Genomic DNA, 12687 nt, shown 5'->3' with positions numbered 1-12687 from the left:
TTATGTTATTTATTGCATTTATAGAGCATTAATAGTCAAATATAGGCAGAAGCTCAGTATAATACTACATTTGGTTATTGCCTTAATTTGTATATTTGGACCTTAGTTTTTTTAATTTCCTAAAGTCTATAATGTTCGAACATTTTTCATTAGATCCAAAAACTGTTTTCCTTCTTTATTTTTGGGCAAATTTGTTTATCTGTATGCTTATTTTTAGTTATTCGTTTTCATACGCTACTACTGACAATAGGAAAATATTAAAAAAATTTGGCTATGGAAAGTTATTACTCACCATCGGGTGGACATTAATTCTGTTAAGGGGTATAGTTTCAGATTTTATCTCTATTAATATTGCTAACACAATCATTATTGCATCCTGTTTTTATGAAACGATAGCAATGTTAGCAATGCTTAAGGCCAAATCAAAAAGACGGTATAGGTTACAAATAGCAATAACCATTATTGCAGTACTACTCTTTAATACGCTAGTGTTGTTAGGATGCACAATCAATACACGTATTTTAATAGTATCTCTTGGAGTATTTGCTATTTATTTACCTCCTACAATAAGTTATTTTACAGAAAAGGGACATAATTTTTTTCGAACTTTTTATGTACTTTGTTATGCTGCATTCGAAGTCTTAATTATTATGCGATTGATTTATAATTACTTGAATCCGCAAAAGGACTTTTTCTTCTATAGTGTTTTTGATACGTTGTATAGTATAAGTTTGTTTTTGCTTACACTCATTGGGACAGTTGGTTTTTTGTTACTGGTAAAAGAAAGACAGGATCATAAAATAAAAAAGCTTTTGGATGACAAAAACCAATTTTTTTCTATTATAGCTCATGATCTGAGAGGTCCATTAGGATCTTCGGCTAGCCTTTCTGAAATATTGACTCAAAATATTGAAGAATATAGTCGTGAAGAGATTAAAGAAATTATTGAAATGCTCCATGAGTCCAACAAGAATAGTTATAAATTACTAGAAAACCTTTTGGACTGGTCGAAAGTACAAACAGGAATGATTGAATTTAGCCCAAAAAGAATCATAATAAACACTTTGATTAACGAAAATGTTGAACTCAATAAAAGCGCAGCTTTAAATAAAAACATTAGTCTTTTGTTTGAATCATCTGAACTTATAGAGGTAGAGGCCGATAAAAATATGATTGATACTATTGTACGTAACTTATTAACTAACGCTATTAAATTTACAGATAAACATGGTGAGATTATTGTGAGGATCAAAAAAAAGCATCAAAAAATAGAAATCTCCATAACAGATAATGGAATTGGAATTCCAGATAATATAAAAGAAAAATTATTTAAAATTAACGGGAAAGTATCTCAAAGAGGAACCGAAAACGAAAGCGGTAGCGGACTTGGGTTATTACTTTGTAGTGAGTTTATAAAAATGCATCAAGGCAAAATTTGGACAGAAAGCGAACCAGGAAAAGGCAGTACATTCAAGTTTACTTTGCCATTGAAATCATGAAAAGCAAGTTGAAGTTTTATGTGTTTTAATATTATATAAATATACCACAAAAGTAATTTGATAGTATTAATGTATATTTTAGTATAATTTGATTTTAAAAAATCAATTATTAGTTGGTAAAGTGTAATTAAAATGTAAAAGATGTAAGTTTGTAATTCAATTATAAAATGTAATAAAGCATGATTTCAAAATTGCCTTTCCTTAGTTTGTTCAGTATCGTTGTTTTTTTTGTTAATACAACTGTTAATGCACAAACACAGCATACTTTTAGCGGATGGAGCGCTGCATTTTTTACTTATGAGCTAGATAATAAATTCAGTGTACATTTTGATGGACAGGCAAGAAGTACAGATAAATTAAAAGACGTTCAGTCTTTTATTATACGCACAGGATTGAATTATCATATAAAAAATAATATGATTGCCACAATTGGTTATGCATATATTGGAAATAATAGAACTGTTATGGATATTAATGGTTGGGTTCCTGAGCATAGAATATGGGAACAATTTATTTTTAATCAAAAGTTTACATTATATAATCGTCCTCTTAGTTTGCAACATCGTTTAAGACTAGAACAGCGTTTTATGGGGCAACCAATGATTGATCAAAACGAACTTGTAACTGATAGTTATGATTTTGCACAGCGATTGCGTTATTTTACTCGTTCTATTTTTCCACTGTCAGAAACATCAAGTTTTACCAATGGAGCTTTTGTGGCACTGCAAAACGAAGTATTTATGAATATAGAAAACAGTCCTAATGGTAAATTTTTTGATCAAAACAGGGCCTATCTGGCATTAGGATGGAGAGTAAGCACAAAATTTGATATTGAAGCGGGGTATATGAATCAATATATTGTGGGTAAGAATAATAACACTATGAATAATATTGTGCAATTGGCAGCTTATATAAGGTTGTAAATAAGCCTCTTGCATAAGATTTTGATATCGTTATCACATAAAAAATATTATTTTTTTAGATTAGATATTTAAAAATGCTTACATAATTATTTCGTTTTATTTAATTTTTATTTTTAAATTTTTTTATTTCAATAATAAGTTATATCTTGCGAAGAATTAATAGCATATTATAATAATGACTACTTCAAATTTTTATTTAGCAGATAATCACTTGATGTGCCTTATGGGTACGTTATTATACTTGCATGACGATACTTTCTTAAAAAGTTCAAAAGAGTTTATTAATTAAGCCCTGTCAAAACTCTAGACAGGGAATCTTTTTATTTCAGGCAGCTCATTTATTTTAATCTTCAATTTTATTTAAGGATTATGGTATCATTGAACACAAAACTATAGGAGCTATAACGTGTTTAATGATGAGTTTTATATATCATACCTAATGAGAAATGAAGCAAAGCAAGAAAGTTATGTCACAAAATATTATTTTAACAACAGGATTATACGATTTAATTAAGGATCATTTAAGAAGAAAGAAAGTAACAATAGAAGAAGAAAAATTATTACTAGCTGAACTTAAAGGTGCATCACAGGTTTTAAGAAAAGATTTACCAGAAGATATTGTTTCTGTAAATAGAAAAGTAACTTATAAAGACCACGTAAACAACGAAGAAAAAACAGTTGTATTTGTAGGTCCTCAAAAAGTAAAAACAAGCAAAAGTAAAATTTCTATTCTTTCTGACGAAGGTATTGCAATGGTAGGATATAAAGTAGGTAAACTTATAGAATGGCCTTCTAAAAAAGGTGATTTAAAACTAGAAATATTAAAAGTAGAAGAAGCAGAAATGGCTTAACACACTTTTTTAAAAAAAACATCCCAAAAGAAAACTTTCTTTAAGGGATGTTTTTTTTTACAAGATATTTTATTTCACCAACGGTAAAATAGGATTCTACATATTTTAAAAGCGCATAAAGCATTGCGAAAGGGGAGTACCTATTTTATAAGATTTTGTAAGTTGTAAAATATCCGTTATGATTTAATACGTTATTGCAGCAAAAATGGGATTGCCTTTGATTTTCTCTCTCCCGTTTAAAAAAGAGAGCTCCATCAAAAAGTTACATTGTACAATTTCGCCTCCTAATTCAGTTACTAAATCACACATAGCCTTGGCAGTTCCGCCTGTGGCTAAAACATCATCGTGAATTAATACTTTATCTCCTTTTTTAATAGCATCAATATGCATTTCTAATGAATCGGTACCATATTCTAAATCGAATTCTGCCGAAATAGTTTTAAAAGGAAGTTTTTTTGGCTTCCTTACTGGTACAAAACCAGCATTTAATTTTTGCGCGAGTAGCATTCCGAAGAAAAAACCGCGACTTTCTGCTCCAATTACCTTGTCTATTTTTTGACCTTCTAAAGATTCTAATAAAATTTTAAGCGATTCTTCTCTAGCAATTGGGTCATTTATGAGAGGAGTGATGTCTTTAAATAAAATTCCTTCTTTTGGAAAGTCTTGAATATCACGTATATAATTTTTTAACTGCATTTTTTTTAATTTTTCTGTTGTTTTTTGCTTGTATATCTCACATTTGTTCTTATATTTGCACCCGCAATGAGCACGCAACAAAGCTACAAAAAATAGCTGAATTGAAAAACAAAAAAGGCCTCGTGGCGCAACTGAATAGCGCACTTGATTACGGCTCAAGAGGTTACTGGTTTGAATCCAGTCGAGGTCACGAAAAAAGCTTAATTGCACTAAAAACTCCAGTATTTACTGGGGTTTTTTTATTTATAAATAATTTTATATTCCCACCATAGGTCCAACTCTTTGAACGGAAACAAATTATAATAATGATAAATAAACATTTAGTTTTATAGAATGAACTATGTTTATTCATGTCTTTTTAGGATCAACACGAAAAGGGAGGGAGTGGAGAAAAAATCGTCTTGAAGTGCTGTAAATCTAAGTTTTGCTATAGTTTTTATCACATTCTATTTTAAAGTTTGGATAAGGGATGTTTTATTCCGTTACAGGATCAATCGGATCTGTTTTCTTGATTTTCTCAATGCCCCTTTCTCTCATTAGTCCGACTGCATCGAGCATCTTGATTAAATGAATATAAGGCGTCGTTAAGTCAGAGGATGTATCTACGATATAAGGAGACAATGAAAGCTCTAGAATTAGACATAGAAATGATTCAAATTCCTCAAGAGTTTTTTTATCAAATGCTTTTTGAAATACAATAAAAGGATTGTGGTATTCTTCTTCTGTCAGGGAAGAAAGGTGAGATACTGTTTCGCAGCTCAAAGACGCTGTAACTTTCCATTTTTTGCTTTTCTTTTGCAGGCAGTAACACACTTTAAGAAAAGTATTTATAGCAGTATAAAACACAAAAGCATTAGAGGGATTGTTTGCTTCGTAGATTTCTTTCTTATAGCTGTAAATTGCCACTTCGGTTAAATTCAGTTTGTAATATTCCAGATCAGCATAGTCAAAAAAGGCTTTAACTGCTTTAAAAGGATTTCCCGCTACGTATCCTGGCCAAAAGCTAGTTTCGAAGGATATTTTATTCTTTTTCATACTAAGGATATTTTATGTTCATAAGCTAAATTCTATTTTTTCAAAAGGATAAACTATTCTAAAACGGATATAATATCTGACAAAAAGCATGTATTATGAGATATTTTTTTATCTTTGAAATTCAGGATTTTTAAGCCAAATGGCTTTATCTTTGAACTTTTAGAAAATTGACATTCATTATGGAACAGAAAATACATCAGGGAAGAAACGTAAAACGTTTTAGAGAAATGCTTAACATAAAGCAGGAAGCTTTAGCTTATGATCTGGGAGAAGATTGGAACCAGAAGAAAATTTCTATGCTGGAGCAAAAAGATGTAATAGAAGACAACCTGCTGAAACAAATTTCAGCTGTATTAAGAATTCCTGTAGAAGCTTTTCAGAATTTTGATGAAGAACAAGCAGTAAATTTAATTTCGTGTAGTTTCTCAGATAATGCAATGTTCAATAATAGAATTGAAACTTTTAACAACAATCCAATTGAGGAAATTAAAAAACTTCATGAAGAGAAAATTGTTTTGTTTGAGCGTATGTTGAAAGAGAAAGATGAAATGATGGCAAAACTTGAAAAATTATTCAATAAATAATTATTTATAAAGATATATTAATTGTAAAAAAGAGACTTTTGAAGTCTCTTTTTAGTTTTGGGGCATTATTTACGTGTACGAAGTCAGGAGACATTTGCCCACACAGCTTTTTAAGAGAACTCTTCGGTGAGTGGTTTTACTAACCAACTGTATATGTGATTTCAATTTTTCACACAGGTTGTGAATTGCTTTCAAAATTGTATTTTTACTTATAATTCCCAACAGAGCAACTTGAAATACGATCAAATTATGTGTTGTGAATTGCTTTCAAAATTGTATTTTTACTTATAATTCCCAACTATGAAGATTTAAAGAACGAATTACAACCTGTTGTGAATTGCTTTCAAAATTGTATTTTTACTTATAATTCCCAACATTTAATGATTTTATTTGCCCAGACGCACTGTTGTGAATTGCTTTCAAAATTGTATTTTTACTTATAATTCCCAACAGGTGATAGCTGAAACAAAACGACTATCAAGTTGTGAATTGCTTTCAAAATTGTATTTTTACTTATAATTCCCAACAAGATAATCAATATAGAAAAGACGGAACAAGTTGTGAATTGCTTTCAAAATTGTATTTTTACTTATAATTCCCAACTCTTTAAGTATTATTTGACTACCATTGTTCGTTGTGAATTGCTTTCAAAATTGTATTTTTACTTATAATTCCCAACTCAAATAGATTTAATTATAACGTCGTTATCGTTGTGAATTGCTTTCAAAATTGTATTTTTACTTATAATTCCCAACAAGAAAAATAAGCGCTGCTACGGCACAACAGTTGTGAATTGCTTTCAAAATTGTATTTTTACTTATAATTCCCAACACGATTCTTTAGTATTGTCAGCTGGTTCGTGTTGTGAATTGCTTTCAAAATTGTATTTTTACTTATAATTCCCAACAGGAGGCCTTTTGAGCGTGTTTAACCCGTGTTGTGAATTGCTTTCAAAATTGTATTTTTACTTATAATTCCCAACATACCACGAGTTAATCGTTTGATATGTTGGTAGTTATATGTTTGTTTTGAAAATGAAAAATAGATTATTCTAAGACCTGAGATACAGTTAATTAGATGTTTTTTTAATCCTAATTTTAGAAAAGTTCTAACTGTTGAGATGGTTTTTCGGGTTCTACTGGTTTTTTTCCATAAAAAAGTTCCATCATTCCAAATTGTTTATCTGTGATTTGCATCACGCCAATTTTTCCATGCTCAGGTAAGCTATTTTTTATTCTTTTAGAGTGTACCTCGGCATTTTCCCGACTAGCACAAAAGCGCATATATATCGAAAATTGGAACATAGAAAAACCATCGTCTAATAATCTCTTACGAAAATTACTAGCAATTTTACGCTCTTTGCGCGTTTCGGTGGGCAGATCAAAAAATACTAATATCCACAAACTCCTATATTGATTTAAACGTGTATAATGCTCCTCATACATAAATTGGGTATAAAATTCTTCTGAGACTTCCCGCAAAGCATTCCTGTAACGAGTTTGTTGTTCGACTCATGGCAACCATCAATGGACTATTTTTTCCGTTTATATTTACATCTATTGTAGCAATACTTAATAATTGCTTTTTTATTTCCGTTGTTAATTCATCATAAGAATCTTCCGTTTCCATAATATGACATACAATTAAATCAACATACGGCCGATAAGGCTCCATGATGTCATCAGCAAGGCAATAAGCATTATATTTATTACGATGAAAAATACCTAATGTTGGAAGCATTCCCGAACTTACTAATGCTCTTGCTGTAATAGCTCTCAAAATCGCATAACCGTAATTGAGTAAATTATTTGGAGGAATTCCTTTTTGTCCTCTTGTGAAATTCTCTATTTTTATAAGACTTTGCCAATAGTACACAGCAGCTCTAGATTCATGGTTTAAAGAATCACCAGAGGTTACTTCCTTTGCCCATAATTCCATTTTACGCATTGGGATTCCCTTTTCTTTTAATAGTCCTGCCTGATTGGTTATTTTAGAACTGATGGTTTGCTGCCACAAATTCTTTTTGAGCGGAACAGAAGCATTAATCTGGTTTTTGAAACGCTCACTTTGTTCTGTATGTCCGCTTAAAGGCATTAACAAACCAATTGGTAAATGTTGTTGGTCACAATTGATTAAAGCAACATTGTTATGAGTGAGTTTTTCTAATAAACCATTGGTTATTGTAATTTGTTGATTTTCTAAAACGATAACACCTATGTCTTCAATGGCGACGGTTTTGGTCTCTTGTTCTTTGTCAGGATAAGAGATTACAATTTGCTCATTTTTAGTGCTCAAATAAGCGGGATTGCCGAAGAAAAGGGTGCGTTTTATCATTTGATAATTTTTATTATTTTACCTAATCGATTAATTTCTATCTTCCAACAAACGGATTTAATTTGAACAGCGTTAATAGTATTTTGATTTTTAGATTGAGGACTTCCCAATCCATATTCATTTTGTATTGGATAATTTAATCCTATTTTTTGTTGGTCTTTTTTATTGATATTAAATATTAAACTTGAAGTGCTAGCTGGAATGAAATTACATGTTGTATCACTACTATCAGTAAATTTATATATTCTTTCAGTTTGCTCTTTTGTAAAGTTTTTAATGTTTACTTGACTAGGATTTTCAATTTCTTCAATAGTAGGGACAAATACTAAATCATTAGGATTTAAATAAAAAAGTAGTGGAGATAATTCTTTAGTTTTTTCATCTATATAATTTTTTGGAACAGAACATTCATTTAGTTTTAGTTTTTCAAAAGCACCTAATTTTTGACTTTCAATTATTTCATTCAGTGGAATAGTTTTGTAATTTCTTTTCCCATCATTACCTTTATAAATAGCAAAGAATAAATTAGTTCCTGATGCAGTTTCTACAAATTTGTCTTTTTTATTCCCTGTGTCTCCAAGAGAAAATCTTCCGCTTTCTTCAAAAACCCTAACCTTTTTAATTGGTTGATGTTTTTTACCATTATTTAATGCTGTAATATTTTTATTGAGTTCATCCAAACCATTTTCAGAAAAAGCAACTTCATTAGCGGGTATTTTTTTTCCATTTTCATCAGTAGCATTTTGATAGATTTCTTGTTGAAGATGATTTAATAGAATCTTTTGAATACCTGTATCAGTAATTTTCTCAATTCTTTTTTCATCAAAGGTAATATCAAGTGTTTTTCTTGTTGCTGTGGCTTCTATATTTTCATAAATTTGAACTTTGTCAATAACTTTTCCATCAACCATTACAGGAAAATCTTTGAGGTGTTTTTTTAATCCTTCACTATTGTTTGGGTGTCGCTTGATTTTTTCTTTCAGTTGTTTTTTAACTTCTGTATCAACAATAAGTTCTACTTGATCAGTTGCATTTATAATAGTAATATGACTTTGTTTGATTCGCTTTAAAAAGACTTTACCACTTACAGTTTCTGCGTGCATTGGTTTTCTAATTGCCCAATTGTTTCCTTTAGTTTGTTTAATAATGACTTTTTTCATCGTACTATCTTCTTCTTTCCAAACTTGGTATTTGTTTACCGTTTTATTGATAACTCTGGTGTTTTGCTTGAAACTGATTATGGTTTGATTTAATTGGTCTTCTGCTTTTTTTGTAAAATTATCCCAAGGTTTGTGAAAATCTTTTGCGATATTTTGTGTTTTTCCATTAATTTGAATTTCTTCAATTCTACGTAGCTTAGAAACTAATGAATAATTTGTTCTTTCTGAATTGATAGAGTTTAAATAATTGACATGATCTTTTGTTACACAGGCAATTACCAAAGCATCTAAAGCGTGATGGCGATGGTCAATTCTTTTTTTAGAAAACCCTTTTGTAATTGCATCTGGTACGGTGGTTTGAAAAACTTGTTTTCCACTGTTTCCAAATTCATCTTTTTTGAGTTCTAATTTACCAAAATCACTAGAATTAGTAATCGCATTCAAACGCTCAAAACGAGGTGTAATAATGTTATTCCAAACATCATTCAAACCCCAATCTTGTTTCATTTTTGAAGTGATTGATCCATTCAAAGAAACGATATGTTTTGAGGTTACTTCCTGTTCATCATCATCTCTAACAATTTTACTCAAAAGATTCTTTACAATTTTACTGATGTATTTAGTGTCATTTAATTGTCTTTCGATAAACTTTTCAGGAATTTCCTCACTTAATAATCTTTTTTGCTTGTTTTTATTTTTGCTGTAATAACTAGTGATATGTTGGCTATAGGCTTCTTTAGTGAAAATTTTAACTGTTTTTCCTCCAGTTAAGGTTACAATTCTGTCTTCATTTTTTAGAATGAATTCTAATGCAGTCTTATTTCCTTTCAAATCATTAACTTCAGATTCGCAGATAACTTTATTTGAAAACGAATCATCAAATAATCTTGATTGTGGAATAATATGTTCAATTTGATATTTGGTTGTAAAAAGTTCACTTAATGGAATTAACTTTCCAGTATATGGAGAAATATAACCTTGTTCTAACCACAGTTTGTATTTGATAATTTCAGAAGTAGTTGGTTTTGCAATTTTTCTAATTTTATCAATGTCCTCTAATTTTTCTTTTCTGATTTCACTACTATAAACTCCTTCTTCGTAAATTTTTAAAATCTCTTGCTGACTTGGTGAATAAGGACGAACATCATTTATGCCATCATTTTTCAATTCGGTTAAAATGGCTTTGATTCGTAAGTTTGTGTTTTCGTTTTGATTTATATTTTCTGTAATTCTTTTTCTATCTGCAGAATTGTTTTTCATTTCACGCCCCAATTCAATATGGATTTCATTAAAGAAATTTTCTTTTCCCTCTCCAAAATGTTGCCAAATATCTTTTACTACTCGCAACGTTTCTGTAATAACTTGCTCTACAATTGGATTGCGCAGGGAATGTTGTTTAAAATCATATTTTAAAAAGTGTTCAATATCTGCAGGGGTTTTCCATTTTGAAACATCACTAGCTTCACTATGTTTATCATATATTAAATAGGATGCTTGATAGGTATTTAAACCTTTATTGAATTCAGTACAATTTATAAAACTTTTTAAGACTTGTTTCGGAATATCGCTGTCAGATACTTTTTCAAGAATTGATGCGTCATAATTTATAGATTCCAATCTTTCTTTAATAGCACTTATTTTGGCTGTAACTTTGTCAGAAATTACATCTTTATTCCAAGTTTCATCTCTTCTCATTAAAGTCAATAATTTTTTCATCGCTTTTTCAGAATAAGAGCCATAATCTTTTTTATATGGTTTTAATTTCGAAAAGTTTGTTATAAATTCATTAGGCAAATTATGTCGTTTGGCAAAAGTTGTAATTGCTTTTGTGATTTCAATTTTATCAGTAACAGAATATAAAATATGCCATAAATCTTGGGTGTTTTTATTGTTAAAAAAGGATTTATCTACGTCAATTTTTGCGATTGCATTCAAAAATTGATTTCTTGTTTCGTTACAAGGATAGATTTTGTCTTCTACAAAATTCCATCTAAATTTGTCTTCTTTTAATTTGAATTTTGGGTACGCCAAAAATTGTTTTTGACTAATTTCAGCTTTATCGTTTAACCAATTAAATAGTTCTACCCAATTTTCCTCCGTTTTTAAATAATCATCCGTAACGTCGATTTCATTTATAATTTCTTTCTTGTAAATTTTTAGATTTTTTACAAATTGTAACAATCTGAACTCCTGAAAAATAGGATTTGATTTTGCAATGCATTTTAAAGGTTTTAAAACTTGTTTTCCGTTAGCATCTTTTACTAAAACACCTTTTTTATCTTTTATTGGAATAAATTCCAAACTACAATCACTAATCAATGAAGTCTTACTTTTAAGGGGACGTTGATAAAAGATAATATCATCTAAAAATAAATAGTCAAATCCTTTGTCTTTGATGTTATTTTTATGAGAATCATTATGTCTGTACAATTCATCAATACATTTTTTATAAAGATTTCTTTCGCCAAAAATATCATTATGAAATTCAATTTGGACTTTTAGAATTTTTGATAGTTCCTTTTTATAAAACTTTCTTTCAATGGTTCTGACTAATTCCCCTTTTATTTTTTGACTAGGATTTTTTAAAAGCTCATCATAGATAAAAGAACCAACTGATTTTTTACTTTGATTTATAGTTTGTTCTGTTCTAATTTTTACTAATCCCCAATCGTTTTCTTTTGGAGATCTAACACTTCTCTTTTCTTCATTGTCTTTATTGAGTTTAATAGTTCCATCATCATTCAATTCAGAAGTTATAATAAAATCCTTCTGTTTTCCAATCCAGTCAAATAATGTAATTTTGCTTTCACGTTTATAAATCCAACCGTTTTCTAAAATAACATTATACCAGATTCCTGATTTTCCTTTTTCTCTTTGAATTACATCAACAACAGAAAGTGTATGAAACTCTTCTAATTTATTTTTGTTTTCTTCTTGTTCCTCTCCGCGCAATTGATAATAACCTCTTTTTTGATTGAAATTTAAAATAATCCAAGCCAATTCTTCTTTGGAAATTTTTTCGGTTAATGCTTTTTTTCTCAAATAATAAATTGTCCAATCATAAGGAACTTGTTTTAATTCAGGATTTGTTAATTTAAATTCGGCAAGCATTTCTTGGTGACTATCCAAAAATAAAAATTGGTTTTTTCCACTTTCATTTTTATAAAAAGATAATTTCTCTTCTCTTTCAGGTTTGAATTGCCCAAACTTTTTGTCAAAATCAATCGCTTCGGAATAATGTTTAGGCAAGAAATCAAGAATATTTAAAACTCTATGAAGTCTTTCTCTTCTTAATAAAAAACGTTGCACTAATCTTCTAGCTCCTCGATATTTTGTTCTTTCGGCAGTTTGAGAAATAGATACACCACTATCAAACTTACCAAGAACATCTTGGCTCATGGGAATTATTCTACTTCCTAATCCCTCAATATTTCCAAGTTTGTTGTCGAAGTCATTATTTATCAGCGCCCACCCAATACTATTCGTTCCTAAGTCTAATCCTAATATTTTTTTCATCTCTAAAAAATTAATTTCTAAAAGTAAGTAAAAGATAATTAATTGATTTACGGATAACCATAATTAAGATTAGAGATTTTGTTGTATCA

At 29.6% G+C, this 12687-nt stretch carries 9 protein-coding genes, 1 tRNA gene and 1 CRISPR repeat array; of the genes, 5 read left to right on the top strand and 5 right to left on the bottom strand.

Going from position 1 to position 12687, the window contains the following annotated elements; translation table 11 throughout:
* The first annotated feature begins 131 nt into the window (after positions 1–131).
* The 3 genes from IUY40_RS07095 (at position 132) to IUY40_RS07085 (ending at position 3273) form a co-directional block, all read left to right on the top strand.
* Positions 132–1499 (top strand): HAMP domain-containing sensor histidine kinase, encoded by a 1368-nt coding sequence (locus tag IUY40_RS07095; RefSeq protein ID WP_195736166.1) that lies wholly within the window; start codon positions 132–134, stop codon positions 1497–1499.
* Between the two features lie 179 nt (positions 1500–1678).
* Positions 1679–2422: a DUF2490 domain-containing protein gene (locus IUY40_RS07090; protein WP_195736165.1), complete on the top strand. Its 744-nt coding sequence runs from the start codon at positions 1679–1681 to the stop codon at positions 2420–2422.
* A gap of 467 nt (positions 2423–2889) precedes the next feature.
* Positions 2890–3273, top strand: coding sequence for a GreA/GreB family elongation factor (locus tag IUY40_RS07085; protein WP_195736164.1), 384 nt, complete (start codon positions 2890–2892; stop codon positions 3271–3273).
* 183 nt (positions 3274–3456) lie between these two features.
* On the opposite strand, the gene IUY40_RS07080 is transcribed toward IUY40_RS07085, so the two are convergent.
* Positions 3457–3969, bottom strand: coding sequence for an adenine phosphoribosyltransferase (locus tag IUY40_RS07080; RefSeq protein WP_195736163.1), 513 nt, complete (start codon positions 3967–3969; stop codon positions 3457–3459).
* Between the two features lie 116 nt (positions 3970–4085).
* On the opposite strand from IUY40_RS07080, the gene IUY40_RS07075 reads away from it, so the two are divergent.
* Positions 4086–4159, top strand: a tRNA-Arg gene (locus tag IUY40_RS07075).
* Between the two features lie 284 nt (positions 4160–4443).
* On the opposite strand, the gene IUY40_RS07070 is transcribed toward IUY40_RS07075, so the two are convergent.
* On the bottom strand, positions 4444–5004 hold the full coding sequence (locus IUY40_RS07070; RefSeq protein ID WP_195736162.1) for a hypothetical protein: 561 nt from the start codon (positions 5002–5004) through the stop codon (positions 4444–4446).
* Positions 5005–5183: 179 nt separating this feature from the next.
* Between IUY40_RS07070 and IUY40_RS07065 the strand changes: the two genes are divergently transcribed.
* Entirely contained in the window at positions 5184–5588 is a 405-nt protein-coding gene (locus IUY40_RS07065; protein WP_195736161.1) for a helix-turn-helix transcriptional regulator, read from the top strand.
* A 177-nt stretch (positions 5589–5765) separates the two neighbouring features.
* A CRISPR array of direct repeats spans positions 5766–6570; the repeat unit is 46 nt; unit sequence GTTGTGAATTGCTTTCAAAATTGTATTTTTACTTATAATTCCCAAC.
* A gap of 115 nt (positions 6571–6685) precedes the next feature.
* Here the strand turns inward: IUY40_RS07065 and cas2 are convergent.
* The 3 genes from cas2 to cas9 are packed head-to-tail and all read right to left on the bottom strand — an operon-like array spanning position 6686 to position 12598.
* A complete protein-coding gene (gene cas2 / locus IUY40_RS07060) occupies positions 6686–7033 on the bottom strand; it encodes a CRISPR-associated endonuclease Cas2 (RefSeq protein ID WP_195736160.1) in 348 nt (115 codons plus the stop codon).
* Positions 7026–7922 (bottom strand): type II CRISPR-associated endonuclease Cas1, encoded by an 897-nt coding sequence (cas1, locus tag IUY40_RS07055; RefSeq protein WP_195736159.1) that lies wholly within the window; start codon positions 7920–7922, stop codon positions 7026–7028. The genes cas2 and cas1 overlap by 8 nt, the downstream gene beginning before the upstream one ends.
* A complete protein-coding gene (gene cas9, locus IUY40_RS07050) occupies positions 7919–12598 on the bottom strand; it encodes a type II CRISPR RNA-guided endonuclease Cas9 (protein WP_195736158.1) in 4680 nt (1559 codons plus the stop codon). Before cas9 ends, cas1 begins: the two co-directional genes overlap by 4 nt.
* Positions 12599–12687: the final 89 nt, after the last annotated feature.

It is taken from the genome of Flavobacterium sp. ALJ2, assembly GCF_015594725.1.
GTDB lineage: Bacteria > Bacteroidota > Bacteroidia > Flavobacteriales > Flavobacteriaceae > Flavobacterium.
The sequence above is the reverse complement of the archived record's forward strand: the minus strand, read 5'-3'. Positions and strand labels throughout refer to the sequence as shown.

Coding starts and splice junctions, on each gene's coding strand:
- IUY40_RS07085 (WP_195736164.1), top strand. CDS start 2,890: ATGTCACAAAATATTATTTTAACAACAGGATTATACGATTTAATTAAG.
- cas9 (WP_195736158.1), bottom strand. CDS start 12,598: ATGAAAAAAATATTAGGATTAGACTTAGGAACGAATAGTATTGGGTGG.
- IUY40_RS07090 (WP_195736165.1), top strand. CDS start 1,679: ATGATTTCAAAATTGCCTTTCCTTAGTTTGTTCAGTATCGTTGTTTTT.
- cas2 (WP_195736160.1), bottom strand. CDS start 7,033: ATGTATGAGGAGCATTATACACGTTTAAATCAATATAGGAGTTTGTGG.
- cas1 (WP_195736159.1), bottom strand. CDS start 7,922: ATGATAAAACGCACCCTTTTCTTCGGCAATCCCGCTTATTTGAGCACT.
- IUY40_RS07065 (WP_195736161.1), top strand. CDS start 5,184: ATGGAACAGAAAATACATCAGGGAAGAAACGTAAAACGTTTTAGAGAA.
- IUY40_RS07095 (WP_195736166.1), top strand. CDS start 132: ATGTTCGAACATTTTTCATTAGATCCAAAAACTGTTTTCCTTCTTTAT.
- IUY40_RS07080 (WP_195736163.1), bottom strand. CDS start 3,969: ATGCAGTTAAAAAATTATATACGTGATATTCAAGACTTTCCAAAAGAA.
- IUY40_RS07070 (WP_195736162.1), bottom strand. CDS start 5,004: ATGAAAAAGAATAAAATATCCTTCGAAACTAGCTTTTGGCCAGGATAC.